Origin of the sequence: Algibacter sp. TI.3.09 (genome assembly GCF_038154905.1) — a bacterium.
GTDB lineage: Bacteria > Bacteroidota > Bacteroidia > Flavobacteriales > Flavobacteriaceae > Algibacter.
Genome location: NZ_JBAKAN010000004.1, coordinates 89,127 through 113,733 on the forward strand (window position 1 = coordinate 89,127; position 24,607 = coordinate 113,733).

General features: G+C 33.1%; 30 protein-coding genes. 12 read left to right on the forward strand and 18 right to left on the reverse strand.

Going from position 1 to position 24,607, the window contains the following annotated elements; all coding sequences use genetic code 11:
- Window positions 1–63: 63 nt before the first annotated feature.
- From V6246_RS13785 to rsfS, 3 genes are all read right to left on the reverse strand, one after another.
- Window positions 64–672, reverse strand: coding sequence for an LUD domain-containing protein (locus V6246_RS13785; RefSeq protein WP_159018323.1), 609 nt, complete (start codon window positions 670–672; stop codon window positions 64–66).
- 127 nt (window positions 673–799) lie between these two features.
- On the reverse strand, window positions 800–2,749 hold the full coding sequence (gene ftsH / locus V6246_RS13790; protein WP_341561018.1) for an ATP-dependent zinc metalloprotease FtsH: 1,950 nt from the start codon (window positions 2,747–2,749) through the stop codon (window positions 800–802).
- Window positions 2,750–2,757: 8 nt separating this feature from the next.
- Window positions 2,758–3,129: a ribosome silencing factor gene (rsfS, locus tag V6246_RS13795; protein WP_042505726.1), complete on the reverse strand. Its 372-nt coding sequence runs from the start codon at window positions 3,127–3,129 to the stop codon at window positions 2,758–2,760.
- A gap of 93 nt (window positions 3,130–3,222) precedes the next feature.
- On the opposite strand from rsfS, the gene V6246_RS13800 reads away from it, so the two are divergent.
- The gene (locus V6246_RS13800; protein ID WP_341561019.1) at window positions 3,223–3,954 is read left to right on the forward strand and encodes a biotin--[acetyl-CoA-carboxylase] ligase; all 732 of its coding nucleotides are present in this window, start codon (window positions 3,223–3,225) and stop codon (window positions 3,952–3,954) included.
- Here V6246_RS13800 and V6246_RS13805 read toward each other — a convergent pair.
- Together V6246_RS13805 and pyrE are read right to left on the reverse strand one after the other, a co-directional pair.
- On the reverse strand, window positions 3,951–4,346 hold the full coding sequence (locus V6246_RS13805; RefSeq protein WP_042505730.1) for an SRPBCC domain-containing protein: 396 nt from the start codon (window positions 4,344–4,346) through the stop codon (window positions 3,951–3,953). The genes V6246_RS13800 and V6246_RS13805 overlap by 4 nt on opposite strands.
- Window positions 4,347–4,424: 78 nt before the next feature.
- Complete coding sequence (gene pyrE / locus V6246_RS13810) at window positions 4,425–5,069, reverse strand: orotate phosphoribosyltransferase (protein WP_341561020.1); 645 nt, start codon at window positions 5,067–5,069, stop codon at window positions 4,425–4,427.
- Window positions 5,070–5,198: 129 nt separating this feature from the next.
- Between pyrE and V6246_RS13815 the strand changes: the two genes are divergently transcribed.
- Entirely contained in the window at window positions 5,199–5,780 is a 582-nt protein-coding gene (locus V6246_RS13815; protein ID WP_042499769.1) for an NUDIX hydrolase, read from the forward strand.
- Window positions 5,781–5,884: 104 nt separating this feature from the next.
- Here V6246_RS13815 and V6246_RS13820 read toward each other — a convergent pair whose 3' ends face one another.
- From V6246_RS13820 to V6246_RS13840, 5 genes are all read right to left on the reverse strand, one after another.
- On the reverse strand, window positions 5,885–6,376 hold the full coding sequence (locus tag V6246_RS13820; RefSeq protein WP_341561021.1) for a DUF192 domain-containing protein: 492 nt from the start codon (window positions 6,374–6,376) through the stop codon (window positions 5,885–5,887).
- 1 nt (window position 6,377) lies between these two features.
- Entirely contained in the window at window positions 6,378–7,304 is a 927-nt protein-coding gene (gene lgt / locus V6246_RS13825; RefSeq protein ID WP_341561022.1) for a prolipoprotein diacylglyceryl transferase, read from the reverse strand.
- Between the two features lie 163 nt (window positions 7,305–7,467).
- Window positions 7,468–8,559 (reverse strand): peptidylprolyl isomerase, encoded by a 1,092-nt coding sequence (locus tag V6246_RS13830; protein ID WP_341561023.1) that lies wholly within the window; start codon window positions 8,557–8,559, stop codon window positions 7,468–7,470.
- 37 nt (window positions 8,560–8,596) lie between these two features.
- Entirely contained in the window at window positions 8,597–9,142 is a 546-nt protein-coding gene (gldI, locus tag V6246_RS13835) for a gliding motility-associated peptidyl-prolyl isomerase GldI (protein WP_341561024.1), read from the reverse strand.
- The gene (locus V6246_RS13840) at window positions 9,135–10,154 is read right to left on the reverse strand and encodes a DHH family phosphoesterase (RefSeq protein WP_341561025.1); all 1,020 of its coding nucleotides are present in this window, start codon (window positions 10,152–10,154) and stop codon (window positions 9,135–9,137) included. Before V6246_RS13840 ends, gldI begins: the two co-directional genes overlap by 8 nt.
- 79 nt (window positions 10,155–10,233) lie before the next feature.
- On the opposite strand from V6246_RS13840, the gene V6246_RS13845 reads away from it, so the two are divergent.
- Window positions 10,234–11,271, forward strand: coding sequence for an alkaline phosphatase D family protein (locus tag V6246_RS13845; protein WP_341561026.1), 1,038 nt, complete (start codon window positions 10,234–10,236; stop codon window positions 11,269–11,271).
- Between the two features lie 51 nt (window positions 11,272–11,322).
- Entirely contained in the window at window positions 11,323–11,742 is a 420-nt protein-coding gene (locus V6246_RS13850) for a nucleoside-diphosphate kinase (protein ID WP_042499761.1), read from the forward strand.
- 119 nt (window positions 11,743–11,861) lie between these two features.
- Here the strand turns inward: V6246_RS13850 and V6246_RS13855 are convergent, their stop codons facing one another.
- The 4 genes from V6246_RS13855 to recF all read right to left on the reverse strand — a co-directional run bounded on the left by V6246_RS13855 (window position 11,862) and on the right by recF (window position 14,260).
- Window positions 11,862–12,053 carry a cold-shock protein gene (locus V6246_RS13855; protein WP_042499758.1) on the reverse strand — a complete coding sequence of 64 codons (192 nt, stop codon included), beginning with the start codon at window positions 12,051–12,053 and terminating at the stop codon, window positions 11,862–11,864.
- A 150-nt stretch (window positions 12,054–12,203) separates the two neighbouring features.
- Window positions 12,204–12,395, reverse strand: coding sequence for a cold-shock protein (locus V6246_RS13860; protein ID WP_034044451.1), 192 nt, complete (start codon window positions 12,393–12,395; stop codon window positions 12,204–12,206).
- Between the two features lie 99 nt (window positions 12,396–12,494).
- Window positions 12,495–12,791, reverse strand: a complete 297-nt coding sequence (locus tag V6246_RS13865; protein WP_042499753.1) for a DUF721 domain-containing protein — start codon at window positions 12,789–12,791, stop codon at window positions 12,495–12,497.
- A gap of 386 nt (window positions 12,792–13,177) precedes the next feature.
- Window positions 13,178–14,260, reverse strand: a complete 1,083-nt coding sequence (gene recF, locus V6246_RS13870) for a DNA replication/repair protein RecF (RefSeq protein ID WP_341561027.1) — start codon at window positions 14,258–14,260, stop codon at window positions 13,178–13,180.
- Between the two features lie 135 nt (window positions 14,261–14,395).
- Here recF and V6246_RS13875 point away from each other — a divergent pair, with 135 nt between their 5' ends.
- The 8 genes from V6246_RS13875 (at window position 14,396) to V6246_RS13910 (ending at window position 21,085) form a co-directional block, all read left to right on the forward strand.
- Window positions 14,396–15,166, forward strand: coding sequence for a tetratricopeptide repeat protein (locus tag V6246_RS13875; protein ID WP_341561028.1), 771 nt, complete (start codon window positions 14,396–14,398; stop codon window positions 15,164–15,166).
- Between the two features lie 14 nt (window positions 15,167–15,180).
- The gene (gene ribH / locus V6246_RS13880; protein ID WP_341561029.1) at window positions 15,181–15,666 is read left to right on the forward strand and encodes a 6,7-dimethyl-8-ribityllumazine synthase; all 486 of its coding nucleotides are present in this window, start codon (window positions 15,181–15,183) and stop codon (window positions 15,664–15,666) included.
- Between the two features lie 178 nt (window positions 15,667–15,844).
- Window positions 15,845–16,078 carry a hypothetical protein gene (locus tag V6246_RS13885; protein ID WP_341561030.1) on the forward strand — a complete coding sequence of 78 codons (234 nt, stop codon included), beginning with the start codon at window positions 15,845–15,847 and terminating at the stop codon, window positions 16,076–16,078.
- Window positions 16,079–16,105: 27 nt separating this feature from the next.
- Window positions 16,106–16,393, forward strand: coding sequence for a riboflavin synthase subunit beta (locus tag V6246_RS13890; RefSeq protein ID WP_341561031.1), 288 nt, complete (start codon window positions 16,106–16,108; stop codon window positions 16,391–16,393).
- Window positions 16,394–16,397: 4 nt separating this feature from the next.
- Window positions 16,398–18,248, forward strand: a complete 1,851-nt coding sequence (gene mutL, locus V6246_RS13895) for a DNA mismatch repair endonuclease MutL (RefSeq protein ID WP_341561032.1) — start codon at window positions 16,398–16,400, stop codon at window positions 18,246–18,248.
- A 3-nt stretch (window positions 18,249–18,251) separates the two neighbouring features.
- Window positions 18,252–19,019 carry a rhomboid family intramembrane serine protease gene (locus tag V6246_RS13900; RefSeq protein WP_133969286.1) on the forward strand — a complete coding sequence of 256 codons (768 nt, stop codon included), beginning with the start codon at window positions 18,252–18,254 and terminating at the stop codon, window positions 19,017–19,019.
- Entirely contained in the window at window positions 19,019–19,864 is an 846-nt protein-coding gene (locus V6246_RS13905; protein ID WP_341561033.1) for a rhomboid family intramembrane serine protease, read from the forward strand. The genes V6246_RS13900 and V6246_RS13905 overlap by 1 nt, the downstream gene beginning before the upstream one ends.
- 192 nt (window positions 19,865–20,056) lie before the next feature.
- Window positions 20,057–21,085 carry an endonuclease/exonuclease/phosphatase family protein gene (locus V6246_RS13910; protein WP_341561034.1) on the forward strand — a complete coding sequence of 343 codons (1,029 nt, stop codon included), beginning with the start codon at window positions 20,057–20,059 and terminating at the stop codon, window positions 21,083–21,085.
- Window positions 21,086–21,141: 56 nt separating this feature from the next.
- On the opposite strand, the gene V6246_RS13915 is transcribed toward V6246_RS13910, so the two are convergent.
- The 4 genes from V6246_RS13915 to V6246_RS13930 are packed head-to-tail and all read right to left on the reverse strand — an operon-like array spanning window position 21,142 to window position 24,606.
- On the reverse strand, window positions 21,142–21,450 hold the full coding sequence (locus V6246_RS13915) for a DUF6122 family protein (protein ID WP_341561035.1): 309 nt from the start codon (window positions 21,448–21,450) through the stop codon (window positions 21,142–21,144).
- Window positions 21,450–22,073, reverse strand: a complete 624-nt coding sequence (locus tag V6246_RS13920; protein ID WP_341561036.1) for a WbqC family protein — start codon at window positions 22,071–22,073, stop codon at window positions 21,450–21,452. The genes V6246_RS13915 and V6246_RS13920 overlap by 1 nt, the downstream gene beginning before the upstream one ends.
- Entirely contained in the window at window positions 22,073–23,302 is a 1,230-nt protein-coding gene (locus V6246_RS13925) for a tetratricopeptide repeat protein (RefSeq protein WP_341561037.1), read from the reverse strand. The genes V6246_RS13920 and V6246_RS13925 overlap by 1 nt, the downstream gene beginning before the upstream one ends.
- Window positions 23,302–24,606: an AAA family ATPase gene (locus tag V6246_RS13930; protein WP_341561038.1), complete on the reverse strand. Its 1,305-nt coding sequence runs from the start codon at window positions 24,604–24,606 to the stop codon at window positions 23,302–23,304. The genes V6246_RS13925 and V6246_RS13930 overlap by 1 nt, the downstream gene beginning before the upstream one ends.
- Window position 24,607: the final 1 nt, after the last annotated feature.

Here is a 24,607-nt window from a genome sequence, read left to right on the forward strand (position 1 = left end):
ACATGTAATATACATAACAGTTCTCTTTTGTGCAATTAAGATTTTGATCATAAACAATTAAGCTTATAGATCTTCTAAAAGTAAAAGGTATAGGTTTTTTGCACTACTACCATAACTTAAAAAATCTTTATCATCTTGCGCTTTAAACTGCTTGATTGTAGTAATGTTAGTTGGTATTTTTTGGCGGTTTTTAGATTTAATACCTCTTAAACCTTCACCAATGTTTTCTACCATTTGGCTTGTTGTACCAAAAACCACAAAGTTTAAAGGTAGTTCGTTAAGTTTTTTCTCAAATATTTGGTTAGATGATATAAGTAGCGAACCATCGTTAGCAATAAGGTTTTCACAAGTTGTTAAAAAATATGTGGCGTCACTTATTACTCGAGTCGACTGTAAATCGGAATTTTTAAACTTATCTTTTAAGTTTGCATCTAAAAGCAGTACATTTTTTGAGTCCCAAGCGTTTTCTTGTATTATATTTTCAAGGTTTTGGAAAACTTCAGATAAATTTTCACAATACAGAAATTTACCGCCATTAGCTTTAAAGTTTATAGTAAACCTTTCGTCTATCGGTAGCTTAACTTCCGGCATATATCTGCCGCGGTCTGTGGATTTTAGTTCATCGTCTGATTTGTCAGCTTTTAAACCAAAAATTTTTCTGAAAAGACTCATTTAGCTGGGTGCAATTAACTGTTTTTTTTGAGAGATTCCTCAAATATAAAAAATCTTAAATTAACCGTACGATTAATTTAAGATTTTTACAAAAAGCTTAACAAAATTTTAATTTTGTTATTCTTAGTTACTCTTTTTCTTCAGTTTTATCAATTATAACGGGACTCTTTTTAAAAGGAGATATTCCTAAAAGTTCTTCTAAATCGTCTTTGAATATTACTTCTCTTTCAATTAATCTCTGAGCTAATTTGTCTAATAAATCTTTCTTTGAAGATAATAATTCGACAGCTCTTTGATATTGAACTTCAATAATGTCTTTGATCTCATTATCAATAAGTTCAGCTGTTTTTTCAGAGTATGGTTTTACAAAACCACTCTCTCCAGCAGGATCGTAATATGTAATGTTTCCAACCTTTTCGTTAAGGCCATAAATCATTACCATAGCTTTTGCTTTTTTAGTAACGCTTTCTAAATCGCCTAAGGCACCAGTAGAAATTTCGTTAAAAATAATTTTTTCAGCAGCTCGTCCACCCATAGTAACACAAATTTCATCAAGAAATTTATTTGTTCTAGTAATGTATGCTTCTTGTGGTAAGTACCATGCAGCACCTAGCGATCTTCCACGAGGCACAATAGTTACTTTTACCAACGGATCGGCATGCTCTAAGAACCAACTTACAACAGCATGACCTGCTTCGTGATAAGCAATGGTACGTTTTTCTTCAACAGAAAACAAGTTGCTTCTGCGTTCTAAACCTCCAATAATTCTATCTACTGCGTCTAAGAAATCTTGTTTTTCAACTGCTTTTTTATTTGTTCTAGCAGCAATTAAAGCAGCTTCGTTACATAAATTAGCAATATCCGCACCAGAGAAACCTGGAGTTTGCTTTGATAAGAATTCAATATCTAAACCGGGCGCTTTTTTAAGAGGCCTAAGGTGAACTTCAAAAATAGCTTTACGTTCGTTTAAGTTAGGTAGATCAACAAAAATTTGTCTATCAAAACGACCTGCACGCATTAAAGCTTTATCTAAAATATCGGCTCTGTTGGTTGCAGCAATTACAATAACGTTTGTGTTGGTACCAAAACCATCCATTTCCGTTAATAATTGGTTTAATGTGTTTTCACGTTCATCATTACTTCCAGACATTGCATTTTTACCTCTGGCACGACCAATGGCATCAATTTCATCTATAAAAATAATAGAAGGCGATTTTTCTTTTGCTTGCTTAAATAAATCTCTAACACGAGATGCACCTACACCAACAAACATTTCAACAAAATCAGAACCTGATAATGAGAAGAATGGCACTTTCGCTTCACCTGCAACGGCTTTGGCTAATAATGTTTTACCTGTTCCTGGAGGACCAACTAATAATGCGCCTTTTGGTATTTTACCACCTAGGGTTGTATATTTTTCAGGGAATTTAAGGAAGTCTACAATTTCTTGCACTTCTTCTTTAGCGCCTTCTAAACCAGCAACATCTTTAAACGTTGTTTTAACCTCCGTGTTCTCGTCAAAAAGTTTAGCTTTAGATTTTCCTATGTTGAAAATTTGTCCGCCTGCTCCACCACCGGCACCACCAGACATTCTACGCATAATAAACACCCAAACACCAATAAGTAAAATAAAAGGTAAAATACCCATTAATAAGTTACTCCAGTCGTTTGTTTCAGTATCAAACTTTACAACAGGTTTTGTTGCTAAGTTTTCGGTAGTTGTATTTAATTCGTTTTCGAAATTCTGTAAATCTCCAAATTCAAATTTATAATTTGGCAATTTAGTTGCCGAAGGAATAAATGTTTCTGGTTTAGAGTTTTTATGAATCTCTTTTTCTTGAGCGTCTTTTGTTAGGTAAACTTTAGCAACACGCGTGTTTTTTATAATATCAACACGTGCTACATCACCATCTTTTAAGTATTTAAAAAAATCGGATGGCGTAGTAATATTGCCTTCTTGGTAGCTGGCTCCACTAAATAGTTGAAACCCTAAAAATAGAGCGATTATAATTCCGTAAATCCAATACGGACTGAATTTAGGCTTATTTTCCTTTGCGTTTTTCTTGTCTTTTGCCATGTCTCTTTTTAGTAACTCGTTTCTATAGCTGTAATTTTTGCATCGCCCCAAAGACTTTCAATATCATAGTACTCTCTAATTTGTTTTTGAAAAACATGTACTACAACATTAACATAATCCATTAACACCCACTCGGCATTGTCTAAGCCTTCAGTGTGCCATGGATGATCTTTAAGTTCTTTACTTACTTTTTTCTGAACAGAATTTACTATAGCGCTTACTTGTGTATTGGAAGTCCCTTCGCAAACTATAAAGTAGTCACAAACCGTATTTTCAATCTCTCGTAAATCTAGTATATTTATTTCTTTTCCTTTAACGTCTTCAATTCCACTTAGTATTACAGATATTAATTGGTCTGAGTTTATATTTTGTTTCGCCATTAATTTTATTTAATTTGTGCAAAGTTATTATTTTTTTAGTTCTTTATGGTTTAAAATAATCATAAGATTTTATACTAGTGCAATAACTTCTATATGCGAATAATCAAACTTGATGCCATCAATTCCACAAATAGCTATTTACGCGAGCTTATTAGCAAGGGTAATGTGGAAGATTTTACTGTTGTTTCTACCCAAAAACAAACCAAAGGTCGTGGGCAAATGGGAACAATTTGGGAATCTAAAACGGCAAAAAACCTTACGTTTAGTGTGTTTAAAGACGTTTCTGGTATAGAAACCGATCAAGCATTTTATATAAGTGTGGTTACTGCTTTGGCTATTGTTAAAACCTTAAAGGAGCTTGGTATTCCTAAATTAAGTGTAAAATGGCCGAACGACATTTTGTCAGAAAATAAAAAGATTTGTGGAGTTTTAATAGAAAATGTCATAAAACAAAGTCAGTTAAAAGCCTCCATTATAGGAATTGGGTTAAATGTAAACCAAACAGAATTCGAGAATTTAACAAAAGCGTCGTCATTAAAATCAATATCGGGTAGAGTTTTTGTTTTGGACGAAGTGTTGGTTGCTCTAGTTTTAAATTTAGAATATTACTTCGGAATTTTAGAAACAGGAGACTTTAAAGTTCTGAAAAAAGAATATGAAGCCAATTTGTTTCGAAAAAATAAACCTTCAACATTTAAAGATGCTGAAGGTTCTATGTTTTCTGGTTTTATAAAAGGAACTTCTCCTGAAGGCAAATTAGTAGTATTGCTAGAAGATGAAATTATAAAAACCTTTGATTTAAAAGAAATTTCACTGTTGTATTAAATAGCTTTTGGCATATTTGTAGCAAGAGTTTCAATAAATTTTGTGATTGGGCCTTTAATCATCATGGCCATCATTGGGTTAAAATCACCAGCAAATTCTAATTGTACTTCGCTGTTACCATCTGCAGTTTCAACAATATTTCCAATTAAAGAAAAATCGAGTTTTCCGCCTGCGGCACCTAAAACAATTTTATTTGGAGGTATAACCTCTTTCTTTTTTAAAACAATTTCTGGCATGCCTTTTAAAGCAAAAAGAAATTTGTCGTCGTCCAAAACTTCAAACTTGCTAATGTTTTCAGGCATTAAAGATTTAAAGTTTTTTATATCTTCTAAAAAGTTGAAAACTTCTTGAGGCGATTTAGTAACGTTAACTTTTGGGGATTCTAAATTCATTGTATTATGTTTTTTTTTCGTTAGACTATAAAATAGCTTCTAAAAAGCTATCATATTTTACAGTACACGTATTTTATATCAAATAGCGTTCCATTCACTAGGATTGGAATTCCATTCCGCTAGGGTTTTTAATTCTTTTTCAGAAATGTAATTAGTGTCTAGCGCTTGCTCAAGTAAATTCTCGTAATTACTTAATGTATTTAATGTCACGCCTTCTTCTGCAAAGTTTTTTGTAGCGACATCAAATCCGTAAGTAAAAATAGCAACCATGCCTTTTACATTTACTTTAGCTTCTTTTAAAGCTTGTACAGCGTTTAAACTGCTTTTTCCTGTGCTTATTAAATCTTCGACCACAACAACACTTTGTCCGCCTTCAATAAAACCTTCAATTTGGTTTTTACGGCCGTGCCCTTTTGCATCTGGTCTAACATAAATAAACGGAAGCCCTAAATATTCGGCAACTAGCATACCTATACCAATCGCTCCTGTAGCTACTCCTGCAATAGCATCTGGTTTTCCGTATTGGTTTTCAATATGTTTAGCCATGGTTTCGCGCACGTAATTACGTATCGCTGGATACGATAAAATAATACGATTGTCGCAATAAATTGGTGATTTCCAGCCAGAAGCCCAAGTAAAAGGTTCTTTTGGACTTAATTTTATTGCGTGAACTTGCAATAAAACTTCGGCAGTTTTTTTAGCGGTGTCTTTGTTGAATATCATGCCGTAAAATTACGTATAAATTTGCTTTTATTCTGAAGTTGTAAATGGAATAAAAATATTTTTTTTCAACAATAAGCAGATTGTGAGTAAAAATGATATTTTTACCATATCATTAAATCAAATCTAACCATGCACAAGATTTTTGTAAACAATAAACCAATAACTTTAACAACCAACACCGAGAAGGGAGAAGGTTACAAAACTTATAAACTAAAACGAGTAGGTTTGTATCGGGCCATACGGAAGTTGAACAGAACCAATTTACAAGAAGTAAGACTTACACATAAAAATGAAAGTAAACTACTTTCTAAGTTTTTAAAGAAGTTACCCAATGTAATTGCTGGTGGTGGAAAGGTGTATAATGATGAAGGAAAAGTACTTTTTATTTTTAGAAATGATAAATGGGATTTGCCTAAAGGAAAAGCCGAAGGCAACGAAACCATTGAGGAAACGGCAATTCGTGAAGTTGAAGAAGAGACCAAAGTGGAAGGTTTAGAAATTGTGAGACCATTAGAAACGACTTATCATATCTTTAAAAGAAATGGACGATACAAAATAAAAATCACGTATTGGTTTGAGATGAAAACTAGCTTTACGGGCGAGCTTAAACCTCAAAAAAAGGAAGGTATTACCAAGGTAAAATGGTTAGGTAAAAAGAAGACAGCTAAGGCATTAGAGAATTCTTATGCGAATATAAAACTATTGTTTTAGGTTGAAATTTGAAAAATCAAGATATAAAAAAAGCATAAGATATTTAATTTTATGCTTTTTTTTATGACCAATAATAGGCTGTATGTAAACTGTTTTTGTCTTTTTTAATTCGAAATCTCACTGTAATCGATAGAATCTCCAACAGAAAGTTCCCAAATATCGACTAAACCAGCGTTAACTTCTAAAACGTATTTTGCTGGCGCATTAGACGGTAAAGACGTTTCATCAAATGGCTTTGCATTCTTCTGAAAACTTACAATAGTTTTATTCTCATTAATATAAATAAGGTCTAATGCTATTTTTGTATTCTTCATATAGAAATAACGCTCGGTGACATCATCAAAGACAAAGAGCATACCTTGGTTTGTTTCCATGGAGTTTCGATACATCAATCCGGTTTGGATATCAAAATCAGTATCAGCTATTTCAATATCTAAAATTACTTTAGAATCATTTGCTTTGCTAATTGTTAGCTCGCCTTCTTTAGTGAAAAGTACTTCTGTTTGAGTGATTACCTTGGTGTCATCTTTACAATTAGAAAGCGATAATGCCGTAAAACCTAAAGCTAAAATAAAACCAAATTGTTTGAAAGTCATTTTACTTTACTGCATTTGTAGGTTTGTACATAAACATAAAATAAAGGCCTAAAAGTACAAATGGAACACTTAACCATTGCCCTGTGTTTAATGCCCAAGTAGAACGCTCATCAACTTGTGCTTCTTTTACAAATTCCACAAAGAATCTTACTGTCCAAAGTAGTACTAAAAACAAACCAAATAAAAAGCCGGTTTGGTCTCTTTTTTCTGTTTTCACGTAGAAATATAAAAGAATTAAAAATACAAAAATGTAGCAAAACGATTCGTATAATTGCGCTGGGTGTCTATAAGGTACGGCTTCTAATAAGCTACTGAATGTTGGGTTATCAGTAACAGCACTGTAAGCTGCTTGAACATCGTTTATGCCTGTACGTTGCATAATTTCATTTTTGTAATATTCATCTTGAATAAAACGAACACCAAAACTAGAATCGGTAACTTTTCCTATAATTTCAGAGTTTATAAAGTTTCCAATACGAATAAAAATAGCTCCCGAAGCCACTGGTATTACAATACGGTCTAAAATCCATAAAATAGATTTGTAATTATATTTTCGTCTATATAAGTACATACCAATAATAATTCCGATAGCCGCACCATGACTCGCTAAACCTTGAAAACCTGTAAACTCAAAGCCACCTTTAAATTTAACAGGAAGAAAAATACTTAGAAAATCTTGTGATATTAATTCCGATTGATAAAAAATAACATGTCCTAAACGTGCGCCAATCATGGTAGAAAGCACGGTGTAAATAAATAGAGGGTCTAAATATTCTAACGATATTTTTTCTTTAGTAAAAATTCGTTTCATAATATACCAACCAATAACAAAGGCGGTAACCCACATAAGGCTGTAAAAATGAATTTTAAAATTCCCAATAATATCGATTCCTGTTACGGGATTCCAATCAAATTTTAATAGTTGCATAGGTTTTGTTTTTCAGTGCGAAATTAAGGGTTTCAGACTGGTTTTATGTTATGTTTTATTTAAAAAAGAATTCGGAGTGGTGCTTAATCCAAGTTTCTTTGTAATTCTATGTTACGTTAAAATGTGAATAAATAGGTTGGTATTCATTCATGTTTTTTATTCTTTATTTTAAAAGTTCTAAAACTTCAACTTCAAATATAATATTGGTTTTACCTGGAATACCTCGATTACCCGATTCGCCGTATGCTAGATGATAAGGTATAAAAAGTGTGGCTTTATCACCAACGCTTAATTGTTGTAAGCCTTCTTTAAAACCGGCAATCATTTTGGCATCCGGGCCAATTTCAGCAGTAATAGGTTGGTAGCCGTTTTGGGCTTTTTTGCGTTCGTTTACGGCACCTAAAGCTTCTGCGATTTCTAGTTTACTTGTGTCTAATATTTGTCCGTCTTCAAAATAAACAGCGTAATGCGTTATTAACTCTGCGGTTTCTGGTAATTTTTCTCCTGTGCCTTTTTCTGTAATTAAATATTTTAACCCTGAAGGAAGTGCGATTGCCTTTTCTTTTTGTGCTATAAATTTATCCTTAGTTGATTTTAAAATAGCAGCGGCTTTTTCTTTCTTTTCTTTTTCTTTGCGTTCTGCTTCAGCAAAATGATTCACAAAAATGTTTGGTGCATCAAATTTCTTAGCTGCTTTACCTTTTCTAATAATGTTTAATTCTTCAATAATAACATCTTCTGTAGGTTTGTTGTTTCTGCCAACTTCGACATTAGAAATACTATCTTGAATGTCTAAACCAATAACCAATTCTCCAAAAACACTATGCTTGTTGTCTAAATTTGGTTTAGGAACTTCAGTAATAAAAAATTGAGAACCGTTGGTGTTTGGTCCAGAATTAGCCATAGATAGAATACCTGGTCTATCATGTTTTAAGTCTGGAGAAAATTCATCCATAAATTTGTAACCTGCATCACCAGAACCTGTGCCTGTCGGATCACCACCTTGTATCATAAATTTATCTATAACTCTATGAAAAATAATGCCGTTGTAGAATTTTTTATTTTTGAATTTTTTATCTACCATGGTGTTTTCGCCTTCAGCCAGAGAAACGAAATTGGCAACCGTTACAGGTGTTTTTTCATAATTTAGCTTAGCAACCATAACCCCTTTGGTGGTAATAAATTCGGCATAAATGCCATCTTCTAAATCTGGGTATTGCGCTTTGCAAGATGTTAGGTTAAGTACTAATGTCAACAGAACGAGTTTTACAGCGTTTTTTAATAAATACATATTAGTTGTTTTGATTTTGGGTAATAGAATTTACGGTAACTTCACAAATTAAAGGTGTGTTTGGGCCAATTTTATTTTCGTCTCCATAGTAACCGTATGCACGATCTGAAGGGAAAATAAAGGTTACTGTTTCACCAGCTTTCATGAGTTTTAAGCCATGGCGTAAGCCTGTAAAAAGCTCTTGCTTATCCATAGCATAGTTTTGCGTTTTTAAATCGGCTTTAGAATAAATTTCGTTTCCGTTAAGGGTTTTAACATCGTAGTCAAAATTTATAAGGTCTCCAAAGCCTGGTTTTTTTAGGCTGTCGCTTTCTGTTTTTGTTTGGTACTTATACCAAAAACCAGTGTCTGAGGCTAAATAGGTGTCATCATCGGCTTCCATTATTTTTTCAATAACGGCTTTTTCTTTCGCAAAACGTTTTTTGTTTAGTGCGATAGAAGCGTCGATATACGATCCCGATTTTGTAGAAATAGGTTGTCTCGCTTCTGGGCTTTTACAATTAAAAACAAGCAGGACAAATAGGGTTGTGGCAATTAGTTTATTCATTGTTTAAAGCATCGTTATAACTAGGTAATATACTAATAAATTTTTCAATAGTTTCAGCTAGTGGTAAGTCGCTTTTCCCGCCAGCAGCATTAGTATGGCCACCACCATGGAAGTGCGCACGAGACATTTCGTTTACCGAGAAATCACCTTTAGAACGTAAAGATATTTTAATAATACCTTCTTGCTTATCTTCTATGAAAATAGCAGCAAGCACAACACCACTTAGTGATAAGGCATAATTTACAACACCTTCGGTATCACCTTTTTTGAAGTTAAAACGATTAAGTTCTTCTTGAGATAACGTAATGTATGCCGTTCTCGATTCCGGAACTACTTTTAAGTTACTTAAAGCACAACCCAATAGTTGTAAACGTTCGTAGCTGTTTGTGTCGTAAATGTTATTATGGATTTTAGTATTATCAGCTCCTTTTTCAATAAGCTTCGCTATAATCTCGTGTGTTTTATTTGTGGTAGAACGGAACCTAAACGATCCGGTATCTGTCATAATTCCAACATAAATACAAGTTGCAGTATCAGCATCAATTAAATTGGCATCGCCTAGCATGTCAATAAAATTATAAACCATTTCGCAAGTTGAACTCATGCTTACGTCGCTATACATGTAAGTCGCGTAATCATCTGGTGCTTGGTGATGATCGATCATTACTTTTAGAGCTTTGCTTTCAGAAAGCGGTGTTTCCATATTTCCAGTTCTATGGAAGGCGTTAAAATCTAAAGTAAAAATAATATCGGCAGATTCAATTAAACTATTACACGTTTTTGTTTGATAATCGTAAACTGAAATCGTATCATTTCCGGGAATCCATTTCAGGAAAGTAGGATAGTCATTTGGTACAATAACGGTCGCATTATGATTCCCTTTTAAAAGATAATGGTAAAGCGCTAAAGTTGATCCAATAGCGTCGCCATCAGGGTTTTTATGCGGAACAATAACTATTTTTTTAGGACTAGATAATAGTTGTTTTATGTTGGTAATGTCTTCTTTTTTCATAGGAAACGAAGATACAATTTAATAATATAGACTTAAAATAGAATCTTGTACTTTTATAGAAAAATTAACGGTAAAGCTGATGAAAATAAGATTGATATATGGTGTTTTTATTTTAATTACAGTTTTTTGGGGATGTAAAGCGCAACAATTTGAAGGTGGTGAAAAATTAGAAACTCAGTATGATACTACCATTGCTTTTGGTTCTTGCAATAAGCAAAATATAGAAAATAAACTTTGGGTTGAAGTTCTAAAACATAAGCCAGATTTATGGATTTGGGGAGGGGATAATGTGTATGCAGATACAGATAATATGGTAAAACTGAAAGCTGATTATAGTGCTTTACTTGCCAATGGTGGTTACAAAGCATTGAAAGAGACAACCGAAATTACGGGTACATGGGACGATCATGATTATGGTTTAAATGATGGCGGTGTCGAGTTTCACGCAAAAAGGGGAAGTCAGAAATTATTTTTAGATTTTCTAGATGTGCCTCAAGATAGTGAGCGACGCAATAGGGAAGGAGTTTATAGTTCGCAAATTGTGAAATCTCCTAAAGGAAAAATAAAAATTATAGTTTTAGATACGCGCTATTTTAGAACAGCATTAACAAAATCGAAAAGCCTCGGAAAAAGATTCGAGCCTAATGTTTATGGAGAAGGAACTGTTTTAGGTGAAAAACAATGGCAATGGTTTGAAGACGAATTAAATGGATCGGATGCTGATTTTAATATAATTGTAAGTAGCATTCAGGTTTTGTCTGCAGAACATGGTTTTGAAAAATGGGCTAATTTCCCTCATGAAGTTGATAAATTGAAGTCTTTAATCAAAAAATCTAATGCAAAAAGTGTTATGGTGCTTTCTGGAGATCGACATATTTCAGAATTTTCTAAAACAAAAATAGAAGGTGTTAGTTTTCCTTTGGTAGATTTTACATCTAGCGGTTTAACGCATGTTTACAATGGTTTTACTTCAGAGCCTAATAAGCAAAGGGTTTTAGAGGTTGTCCCTGAGTTAAGTTTTGGTGTTTTAAAATTTAATTTTGAAGCAAAAACAGTACTTATGGAAATGCGAGGTGTGGGTAATATATTGCAACAAAAACTTTTACAAACCTATTAAGGTGTAAACAAATATAAAACTGTACTTTTGCAGAAATTTAAAAAAATAAAAATGGCAACAAATAGAACATTTACAATGCTAAAGCCAGATGCTGTTGAAAACGGGCATATTGGTGCAATATTAGAAAAAATTTCAGCTTCAGGATTTAGAATTGTAGCTATGAAATTAACACAAATGACAAAAGCTGACGCCGAAGCATTTTATGCTGTGCACAACGAACGTCCATTTTTTGGAGAATTAGTTGAATTCATGACTAGAGGTCCAATAGTTGCTGCAATTTTAGAAAAAGAAAATGCAGTAAACGATTTTAGAACTTTAATTGGTGCTACAAACCCTGCAGATGCAGCTGAAGGTACTATTCGTAAAATGTATGCAACGTCTATGGGCGAAAATGCTGTGCATGGTAGTGATAGTGACGAGAATGCAGCTATTGAAGGTGAATTTCACTTCGCTGGTAGAGAGCAATTTTAATTAAAAAAACTCAACCAAGGCTATGCCTTAAGAGTGTTTTAAAAAATAGTAATACATAAAAAATCCCGCAACCTAAGTTGCGGGATTTTTGTTTAAAAAAAAGTTTACTAGTATATATACTAAATTACTTTTACGTTTACGGCGTTTAATCCTTTTCTGCCTTCCTGTAAATCGAATTCTACTAAATCACCTTCGCGAATTTCATCGATTAAACCTGAAATGTGAACAAAATGCTCACTGTTTGAACCTTCTTCTGTTATAAATCCGAATCCTTTAGAATCGTTGAAGAATTTTACTGTTCCTTTACTCATTGTATTAAATATTAAATTATTACTATCTGTAATACAAAAGTGATGCCACAAATTTAAACCGAAGTCTATTCTGCTTAAATAGCAAACAAAAAAAAGTCTGTCAATTTAAATTGACAGACTTTTAAAGTTGTAATTGTTAAAGTATAAATCTTAGATTACTTTTACGTTTACGGCGTTTAATCCTTTTCTACCTTCTTGTAGATCGAATTCAACTGCATCACCTTCACGAATTTCATCGATAAGTCCTGAAATGTGTACGAAATGTTCTTTGTTGTTGTCATCTTCTGTGATAAATCCAAAACCTTTAGAATCGTTGAAGAATTTTACGGTACCTTTACTCATTGTAATTTGTATTATAAATAATTAAGTGCCAAAGATAATGTAAAAAACAATAAGTAACTAAATAATCTTAAATATTTTATTTTAATTCTTTTGGTCTAATTATCTTAAAACCAGTTTTTTAATAATATCCTTTCCTAACTCTTCGTTTAGCATGTCTATTATTTTTTGTTTGCCATAACTTAATTCCTCTCTAAGAACACTCGAGGTTAGTTGTATGTAAAGGGTTTCTCGCTCTAACGTTACCGAGCTGGTATAGTTGTGTACACCGTTTCCCATAAGTTTTGCCCAAGCATCAGATACATTAACTTTATCCAAACCTTTTTCTAATCGGTTAGTTTCAACAAATTCTTTTAATGCGTCGGAAATACTGATATTGTCGTTGTTACGTTTTGCCATGAGGTTAAATTATGAGGGTTTGTTGCGTGTATGTTTTAAATGGAACAAGGATTATTTTGTTCTTATTATTAAGGCTAATAGATTAAAAAATATCGATAGCTTTCAATTTTAAAGGTACCAAAATTATATATTTTAAACGATTCTCTTGGTGTTAAAAGCTTTAAATTTTATTAAAATATAAGCTTGGGCTATTGTTTATAGCTAGTGCTGTTTGTTGTTAATTAATGTTGGCTTCTTTATTTTAGGTTTCACTTACGTGGAAGGAGCTCTTAGCCGGTTATTTTTCTAAATGGCTGTAACTTGGAGAGAACCTCAGTGCTTCAAATTAAACTATCAAGATTGTTATTCTTCCGAAGAAAGAAAAAAAATTAACCACGAACGTATGATTACTCTAATTTGAAAATCTCGTAAGATTGATGCACTTGCTTAACAGCATTTTCCGTACGTTCACCATGCGTATCACTTATAAAAAGTTGTCCGAAGTTTTCGTCGTCAACCAATTTAATAATTTGAGATACACGTTGTTCATCTAGCTTATCAAAAATATCATCGAGTAATAGAATAGGGTTTACATCACTTTGTGCTTTGATAAAATCGAACTGCGCCAGTTTTAAAGCGATTAAAAATGATTTTTGCTGACCTTGACTTCCAAATTTTTTAATAGGGTGTCCCGAAATATTAAAATGCAAATCGTCTTTATGTATACCAACACTTGTATATTGTAGCGCTTTATCTTTATTGATTGCCTTGTTTAATAGTGTGTTTAAGTCATCTTCAAACAAATCACTGTGGTAATTTAAGTCTACATCTTCGTTACCATTGCTAATCGCTTCGTATCTAGATTTAAAAATAGGGATGAATTCTTGTAAAAAGGCATCACGTTTTTCGAAAATTTTAGTTCCAAAATCTGTTAGTTGGCTGTTGTACACATCCAAAGTGTCTTTGTTAAAGGTGTGGTTTAGCGCAAAATACTTAAGTAGTGCATTTCGTTGCGTTAAAATTTTATTATAGTTAATTAATGTATTTAGGTAGGCATTGTCACTTTGTGAAATTACGCTATCAATAAATTTTCTACGCGTTGTACTGCCTTCAATAATTAAATCTCTATCGGCAGGCGAAATAATAACTAAGGGTAAAAAACCTATGTGTTCGCTAAACTTATCATAAGCTTTTCCGTTGCGTTTTATAATTTTTTTCTGGCCACGTTTTAAACTTACAATTACTTTCTCTGGTTTTTCCTCTTTTTCATAATCACCATTAATCACAAAAAACTCTTCGTCGTGCTTAATATTTTGCGTGGCTACTGGATTGAAATAGCTTTTTCCGAAGGATAAATGATATATAGCATCGAGCACATTGGTTTTTCCAATGCCGTTGTTGCCTACAATGCAATTAATTTTCTCGTTGAAAGCAAAGGTTTTGCTATCAAAATTTTTATAATTGAGTAATGAAAGTGATTTTAAAATCATATAAATAGCAACTTAAAGCGCATAAAGAGGGTAAAGTCTTAAAAAGAAGTGCAAATTATTGAAAAATATCAAATAAATACCCTTTTAGTTCTGAAGAAAAATTATATTTTTGCGCCACATTAATAGAAACAGAAAATGGCAACATATAATAAGAGAGGTTACAAACCGAAAACGAAAGTTGAGAAAGAACAAGATATTGAAGAAGGATCAACAACGGCTGAAGTTTTTAACACCCTTGATGAAACAGCTTCTAAAACAGAAGATTTTGTAGCGAAGAATCAAAAATATATTTTTATTATTATTGGTGTTGTAGCATTAGTTGTTTTAGGATCGTTAGCATACAAAGAATTTGTAGCTGCACCTAAGCAAGAAAATGCAATGAACGATATGTTTCAGGCACAAAAATATTTTGACCAAGCTGTAACAGGTGTTGCCAAAGATTCTCTTTACAACTTAGCCTTAACTGGTGGTGAAGGTAAATTTGGTATGCTAGATGTTATTGAGGAATATAGCGGTACAGATGCAGCTAACTTAGCAAACTACTATGCAGGAACAGCATATTTAAGATTAAAAGATTACAAAAATGCTGTAGAGTATTTAAGTGCTTTTGATAGCGAGGATGAAGTTTTAGCGCCTTTAGCAAAAGGAAACATAGGTGATGCTTTTGTACAGTTAAACCAAAAAGAAGATGCTTTAGAGTATTACGAAAAAGCAGTTAAAATGAGAGATAACGAGTATACTACACCAATGTATTTATACAAAGCAGGTGCTATTGCTCTAGATTTAGGAAAAGCTGACAAAGCTTTAGACTACTTTACTCAAATTAAAGAAAAATATCCAAACGCTACCGAAGCATCTACTGTAGATGTGTTTATCGGAAAAGCGCAGGTGTTGGCTAACAAATAATAGCTTTACCATATATGGCAACAGTAAATAAAAATTTATCGGATTACGATAAAACAACAATCCCAAATGCGAAAGACTTTCGATTTGGGATTGTTGTTTCAGAATGGAATGATACTATTACAGAAGGTTTATATCAAGGAGCATACAATGCTTTGATTGAAAATGGGGTAGACCCAGAGAATATTGTACGCTGGGATGTGCCAGGTAGTTTCGAGCTTATTTACGGATGTAAAAAAATGCAAGAACAAATGGTTAATGCCATTGTTGCTATTGGCTCTGTAATACAAGGCGAAACCAAACATTTCGATTTTGTATGTGATGGCGTAACACAAGGGATTAAAGATTTAAATGTGCAAGGAGAAACTCCTGTTATTTTCTGTGTGCTTACCGATAATAATATGCAACAATCTATAGATCGTTCTGGTGGAAAACACGGGAACAAAGGTACTGAAGCGGCTATTGCTGCAATTAAAATGGCAGAACTACGCAGAATTAGTTAATACCTTTTATAAAACTATAATAAATTCCAAAGGTGTTTTAATCAACGCCTTTGGAATTTGATATTTTAATTCGGTTGGGTTTGCTAGTTTTTGCTTCTAACTTTTAGATATTTTTAGCATTTCTAAGCCCTATTTCTGCCTATTTTTAAGTACTTTTGAAAGATAACACCACTAGATTTTGTTTAAACAACGTAAACATAGAACCTTTGATTATCAATCTCGTTTTTCTGAACAAAAGAAAGCAGATTCTAGTGTAAACAAAGACTCTAATACCAAAGACTATATTTCTCAATGGAAAGAAAATAGAGCGGGTAAGAGAAAAGTTCGCGGTGCAATGCCCGTTAAAAGCTTGATTTTATTTTTGGTATTATTATTGATTTGTATGTATTTATTAGAAAAAAAATACATGTAATACATTTCACTTAAAAACGCAAGAATTATGGGAATCTTAAAGGCAAGAAAAAATAAAAAATTCAGTTATACACCTCGTTTTTTTGACGATAAAGGTGAAGGAAACCCTTTTGAAATAAAACATAAGTTTGACGAATACAGAACCACTGTTGGTCCAAATAAAGGCTTTAAAACAAAACTTAACAATGCTTTAAGCGAATTAAAGCATAATAGAGATCGTGATGCTAACCGACGCATTTTAATTATTGTAGGTGTGTTATTATTAGTGTTTTTATTTATCATCGATTTCGATTTATCTATATTCTTTTCTAAATAATTATATGGCAGACATTATACAGCTTTTACCCGACCATGTCGCAAACCAAATTGCTGCTGGAGAAGTTGTTCAACGTCCAGCATCTGTTGTCAAGGAATTGCTTGAAAATGCAATCGACGCAGGCTCGGACTCTATTAAACTCATTATAAAAGATGCAGGTAAAACCCTTGTTCAAGTTATCGATAACGGTAAAGGAATGAGTACTACCGATGCGCGATTAAGTTTCGAACGTCATGCAACATCTAAAATTCGAAATGCGGAAGATTTATTTCAGCTGCATACCAAAGGCTTTCGTGGCGAGGCTTTAGCTAGTATTGCTGCCATTGCGCATGTAGAATTGAAAACCAAACAACCTCATGATGATGTTGGAAACACCATCGTTATGGAAGGTAGTAAGGTTACCAATCAGGATGTGGTTGTAACACCGCAAGGAACGTCTGTTTCAGTTAAAAACTTGTTTTTTAATATTCCTGCTAGGCGTAACTTTTTAAAATCTGATAACGTAGAATTACGTCATATTATAGACGAGTTTCATCGTGTAGCCTTGGCGCACCCAGGCATCGGGTTTGTTTTCTACAATAATGGAAACGAAGCCTTTAATTTACCAATTAGTAATTACAGACAGCGTATTGTAAATATCTTCGGAACAAAAACTAACGAAAAATTAGTGCCCGTAGAAGAAGAAACTGAAGTGCTTAAAATATCTGGTTTTGTTGGTAAACCTGAGTTTGCCAAAAAAACGAGAGGAGAACAGTACTTTTTTGTGAACGATAGGTTTATAAAAAGCGCTTATTTAAATCATGCCATAGCATCGGCTTATGATGGATTGCTTAAAAACGGAACACACGCCAGTTATTTTTTAAATTTAACGGTAGATCCGCAAACTATTGATATCAATATTCACCCCACTAAAACTGAAATTAAGTTTGACGATGAGCATACGTTGTATGCCATACTTCGTTCGGCTGTAAAACATAGTTTAGGGCAGTTTAACATTGCTCCAGTTTTAGATTTTGAGCGCGATGCTAATTTAGATACGCCATATGAGCTTAAAAAAGAATCTGCTAGAGCGAGCACACCAACTATAGAAGTAGATAGAAGTTTTAATCCATTTCAGGATGAAGCTCCAGTGAAACAGAGAGCCGTTTCTTATAAAAAAGAACCGACAGAAAGTTGGGAGAGTTTATACGTTGGTTTAGAATCTAAAGGCACAAAAACGCAACAAGATTTTAGCGAAGTACATTTCGAAACCGAGGAAGCTACGGTTTCCATGTTCGATAAAGATATTGAGAAAACCCACACCACATACCAATTACACAATAAGTATATTGTGAGTACTATTAAATCTGGTATGTTGGTTATCGATCAGCATAGAGCGCATCAACGTATTTTGTATGAAGATTACCTTCAGCATCTTACTATCAAAGGCGCTTTAAGTCAGCAACTATTATTTCCGTTAGATTTACATTTTTCAAATCAAGAAATAGCTGTTATTATTCAGTTAAAAGAAGATTTAGAACATACCGGTTTTGTATTTTCTAACGTTAAAGAAGAGTCTATAGAAATTATTGGCGTTCCAGTTGGCGTTCCAGAAAGTGAGGTGTCTATTATTCTAGAACAACTTATTAGTGATGTAGAAAACGAAGTGCCTGACAGTAATTTTTCGGCAACCGATTTACTTGCAAAATCTATGGCAAAAAGTTTAGCAATAAAAACAGGGCAATCTCTACAAAAAGATGAGCAAGAACATTTAGTAAATAAACTGTTTGCTTGTAAAGAACCTAATGTTTCGCCTACTAATAGAACAACATTTGTAACGATGAGTGTTGACGAATTAGATAAAAAATTTATATAAATTATGATGCGAATTTCAGAAACCGTTAAACACCTAATAATTATTAACGTGATTATGTTTATCGGTACCTTATTTATAGGGAATGGTGGTTTTTATCAATGGTTCGCAATGTATTTTCCTCAAAACGAATTATTTAAACCATGGCAATTAATCACGCACATGTTTATGCATGGTGGTGGTTATATCCAAAATTTGAGTATTACGCACTTATTATTTAATATGTTTGCTTTATGGATGTTTGGTTCGCCAGTAGAGCAAACTTTAGGAGCTAAACGCTTCTTGTTTATTTATATTTCTGCCGGTTTAGGTGCTGTATTATTACAAGTTGGTTTTTACTATTTTCAATATTTACCAGATTATAATGCATTGTTAGATTCTGGTTTATCTTCAGAGAGTATCAAAGCTATGCTAACCAATAATGAAACTGTAGCAGGAGTCTCGCAATCTCAAATAACACTACTTAAGGAAATTTATCCGGCGTTTAACGCGAGTATGGTTGGTGCATCTGGTTGTATAATGGGTATTATGGCTGCTTTTGCCATGATGAACCCTAATGCAGAATTAATGATGATTTTTTTACCAATTCCTATAAAAGCGAAGTATTTTATCCCAGGAATCATTATTTTAGATTTAATTTCAGGCGTTACTGGTCAGTCGTTTTTCAGTCCAAGTAATACGGCATACATGGCCCACGTTGGAGGTGCAATTACAGGATTTTTAATCATGTATTATTGGAAAAAAACACAGTTTAATAATAACCGTTGGAACTAATGAGTTTAACTACCGATATAAAATATAAGTTATCACGACTTAACATATTAGAGAAAATAATAGCGGTTAATGTTGTTGTTTTTCTAGTAGGTTTAGTTCTGCCAAGATTTCTAAGGTGGTTCGAGTTACCTAGCAATGCCTTTACGGCTCTAGTGAATCCATGGACCATAGTGAGTTACGCTTTTGTGCATTACGATTTTTTACACTTACTATTCAACATGCTTTGGTTATACGTTATTGCGCGTATGTTTTTAAACCTATTTAGTCCTAAAAGAGCCCTAAATATTTATTTTTTAGGAGCCATTAGTGGTGGTGCTATGTTTCTTTTAGGTTATGCATTATTGCCTAGTTTTTTTGGAGGTAACTCAAGTTTAGTTGGTGCTTCGGCAGCTGTTCGCTCTTTGTTAATTTTCTTGTGTGCTTATATGCCTAACCAAGATGTGCGTGTTTTTATGTTCAATCTTAAGCTTTGGTATATTGGTGTTGGCCTTGTGGTTTTAGATGTTGTTGGTTTATTCGGATTAAATGCAGGTGGTAATTTGGCGCATCTTGGTGGTGCACTTTTAGGTTATGTTTATGCCACACAATTAGTAAAAGGAAACGATATTGGTAGCGGTTTCGAGCGTTTGGCAGATGCGGTTGCAAATTTGTTTAAACCTTCAAAAAAAGCACCTTTAAAAACGGTTCATAAAAATAAAAGCAAGGTAGGCGGTTATAAAAAATCAGATTTTAGCCAGTTTAATAATCAGAAAAAAATTGATATTATTTTAGATAAAATCAGTAAAAGTGGGTACGATAGTTTAACAGCCGAAGAAAAAGAATTGCTCTTTAGAGCAGGTAAATAATTCAATGTAGTTATTAATGTTTTGGGCGTTACCCGAAAAGGGTCGGGCTTTCACTACTCAATCTTTTTGTTTTTTCACAAAAACAAAAAGGATTTCAAACAAGCCGTTCAATCCCTAACGCGGGTAAATCTGCTAAGGGCAAAGTTAATTTAATTAAAAAGTGAGTATCTAAAGAAGTCAAATAAAGCAAAAATGAAAAACTTAAGTTTCATTAATAAAATAATATATATCGTCAACAGTATTGTGGCGATGCTATTATTGCTTTCAATGGTTTTTCCTTACTTGCCACCAAAAACATTTTCATTCTTATCCGTAATAAATTTAGGCGTATCTTTTTTAATTATTATCAATGCATTCTTTGTGGTCTATTGGTTGGTAAGGTTAAAAAAACAACTATTAACGTCTTTAGTGGTTTTACTTTTTGCGTATTTAACTTTTGGGTCTTTATATAAGTTTTCACCATCTAAAAAAATAGAATCCGATCAAAATTTTAAAGTCATGAACTATAATGTTCGTTTGTTTAATCTTTATAAATGGATTCCAGAAGAGCAGGTGGAAGTAAATATTGTAGATTTTATAAAAGCCGAAGATCCCGATATATTGAGCATTCAAGAATATCATCCACACGAAAATATTAATCTGTCTAGTTTTAAATATAAGTTCGAAAAACTATCGGGTAAAAAAATAAAATACGGACAAGCCATTTTTTCTAATTTTCCAATTATAAATTCCGGATCTGTGGAGTTTCCTAAAACAGCAAACAACGCCATATTTGCCGATGTTGTAAAAGGAAAAGATACCATTAGAGTCTATAATATTCATTTAGAATCTCTTCGTATCGATACTAAAATAGAGAGCTTAAAAAAGGAAAATTCCGAACGACTTCTACAGCGTATAGGTTCTGCTTTCAAAAAGCAACAAAATCAAGCTGAATTGTTTTTAGAACACAAAAATAAGTGTAAATACAAAATGATTATTTGTGGCGATTTTAATAACACCGCCTTTTCTTATGTGTATAGAAAAATAAAGGGAGATCTTAACGATTCTTTTAAGGAAGCCGGTAATGGTTTTGGGCGCACACACGAATTTCAGTTTATACCAATGCGTATAGATTTTATTTTAACCGATGAAGCTTTTGCGATTAATGGTTATAAAAGCTACAGCGAGCACTTCTCCGATCATTATCCAATAAGTACAACACTGAGTTTAGAAAGTGAGTAGATTTTGTTTCTTGGGTGTTAAATTTGATTATACCAGTTTTTGTAAGTAATAGTCTTTTACATAAAAGAGCAGTCTACCGTATCGGCAATAATATGTATTACTAAGCCTAGACCAATTAGTCGCGTTTTCTTAAAGAAAAACAACACGATATAAACAGCCAAAGCGTAATACGTGTGTAACGGGTGGAAGTTAATGCTACATCTGTTTGGGTCGAAAACAGGATCGGCTAGCAAGTGATCTAAATCTATTAGCATTCCTGCAATCATTATTAAATACGCAACTTTCCAATTCGGTTTAAACCAAATAAGCGCCACAGCCAAAGGCAATAGGAAATGACAACCGTAATGTGCGATAGACTGTAACATTAGGGTGTAATAATGGTTTGAGACTCTAAATAATTTAGTGCATTTGGGCCTTCATTAAAAAGTAAGTCTAGAATACTTAAATTAGGAATAAACCCATGCTTGTTGCTAAAAACCTGTGTATAGGTTTCAAAATTTTGTGGCTGTTCTTTTTTTGCGTGTACTAAAAACCGAAAATCATTAGTATCTGCTGGAGCTTCTTGGTAGGTTTTAGTTTTTGATGTGTTGACGTCTAATTGTAAACACTCGGTAATAGTTTCAAAGCACTTCAAATTAAAATCTAAAATAAAATCAGTTTTCATTTCAAATAAAGGTTGAAGCTCATCTTCATAATACTCAAAAAAAGGAGATGTTCTGTAAGCTGAAAGTAAAGATTTCCAATGTAAGCTTTGCCATTTTTCTTCATTAAATATTTTAACATCACGATACTTTTGCCTGTTTTTTTGCGAGTGTATCACGGGTATATTTAAAGTAAGTTTACCATTGGCGCCGTATACGTAAGCGCGGTTTCTATAGGTTTGCTTTAAAAAATTATCATCGGTTTCAAATACCAATTCATCTACATTTGCAATAGCTACAAAATGAGCAATACTCGGGAAATATGCGGGATGAATTAGAGTTTTCATTATTTAGTAAAAAAGTTACTCAGCCATGTATATGCAATAAACATAACACCAACAGTAATACCAATATGTGCAATAGAGCCACCTGTAAGCGATAATACAATGGCTACTAATAGCATAATGCCACCGTAAACTAAGTTTATTATTTTAGATTTTTCGGTATTTGCCAAAACACCACGAGTTAGCGGTAAAATAGCGGCTAAACAGGTTAAGCTTAGCATGGTGAAATAATCGTTTTTAGTTAAAACATTACCTAAAAACATGAGTAATGCTCCAACAAGTAGTGCGAAAAATATTTGACCACTTAGTTTTTCTTTTTTGTCTAATAAATACTTGCCGTATTTATCAAGAATAAGTAGCATATTAGAAAGCGGTTCCATAATCCAACTGCCTAGAGCAAATAAAAGATATGCAATAATTAGCGGGATTAATAAAAAAGTATAACCCGACGCTGCAATGAGCTTTGCTGAAATTTTATAAGCAATATAAATACCGATAATAAAAACCCATTGGTTTTTTCCCGACTGCTTGTTCATCCAAAAGGAGTAACGCAAATAGAGGTTGTAAACTTTGTTTTTAGATTTTATAGCGGTTACCATTCCCGATCGAGCGTAATCTAAATTTGGGTCTAGTGATAAGGCTTCTTTAAAATGCGTTAATGCTTTTTTAGTATCGTTGTGCTCCAAATAACTCCAGCCCACGTTAGCGTGCGAGTGAGCGTCTTCAGGATCGTCTTCTAGTAAGTTTTCAATAGACGATTTTGCTTCTTCTTTTCTATTTAATTTTGTTAATGCCGTAGTTAGGGCATTTTGGCAGAAATTACTTTTTGGATTAATTCGCAATCCTTCGTTGGCAAAATTTAAAGCTGCTTCAAACTTCTTTTTTGTAATTTCAATGTATGCTTTTTGTCCAAAAGCGGTATCATCGTATGGATCTAACTCCAGAGATTTATCGATGTTTATTTCTGCTTCTTTTACATCATCTTGATGTAAATATATTTGAGATAGTAAAAAGTAAACATTAGCCCAATTAGGTAATTCAGCACGAAGATCAAGTGCCAAGTTTAGCGCTTTATCTAAATCTTTAGTAAGGAATAGGCATTGTGCCAAAAAATATTTAGCATTACTATTGTTTACGTCTTCGGTTAAAGCCGTTTGAAAATAGGGGATAGCATCTTGATATCTACCAATTTGAAAAAGCTGAATGCCGCGTTCTAGATTTGGGCTGTCCATTATTTTTTAATTTTTAGATAGACTAAAATATCATCATATAAACCAGAATCGTTTGAGTATAACGCGTAGTTTTTTGCCGAATTAAACCATTCTCTAGTAGAAGCTTTCATTTTACCAAAAGCTTTTAGAATATCTTTAGTAGTTAATGGTTTTGGTATGCCATCTTTAAAAGATTCGAGTAGTTTTTGCTCAATGGCAATATCTACACTTGCTTTAATATCTGCTCCCGAAAATTCTTTGCTTTTTTTAGCTAAATCTTGATATTTAATATTATCGGTAGGTTTCTCTTTAAGTTCAATTTTGAATATTTCCTCTCTAGCAATTTCATCTGGTGGTGCTACAAAAATAATACGATCAAAACGCCCAGGACGTCTAAAAGCTGGATCTATATACCAAGGTGCATTTGTAGCGCCCAAAACTAATATACCTTCGTTATCAGAATCAATACCATCAAGTTCTGATAAAAACTGATTGATAACGGTTCTTCCTGCGGTTTTATTGATATCATTTCTATTGGCACCCAAGGCATCAATTTCATCTATAAAAATAACGCAAGGTGTGTTGGCTCTAGCAGTTTCAAATATTTCGTGTAAGTTCTTCTCAGAGCTTCCCATCCACATATCTAAAATGTCGTTAATACCAATATTTATAAAGTTGGCATTAATTTCACCTGCCGTAGCACGTGCAATATGGGTTTTACCGCATCCTGGAGGTCCATAAAGTAAAATACCTCCGCCAATTTTTTTACCGTAAGCTTTGTATAAATCTTTATGTAAAAGCGGCTTAATGATTTTTAAATCAATTTCCTCTTTTACTTTTTCCATACCACCAACATTTTTGAAATTAATGTCTGGTTTTCTTAGGAAAGATATACCATCTTCATCTATAAAATCATCATCAAAATCTTCAACCGGAATTCTAAATAAATTTTCAAATTCGTCATTTCTAAACGATTTGTCAATTTCTAGAATACGTTGGTAGGTGGCAAGTGCGTCTTCCTTTTGGTCTTGGTCTATATAGCAAAAACATTGAAGCTCTAAATAAGCAGTCGCTTCATTTTTTTCAATAAGTTCTTCGAGGATAACCTCTGTTAAATTGTATTTTTTCTGTTTAAAATAACATTCTGCTAATAGAAATTTATGAGCTTCTGTAGGCTGTTTATCTAAAATAAATAATAGATGCTTTTCTGCTTCTTCATAATTTAAAGCATCAGAATATAGCTTTGCAATTTGAAATCGCAATTCTATGTTTTCTGGCGAAAACTCTAAGGCTTTAAGTAGACTTTCTAGTAGTGTGTTATCCATA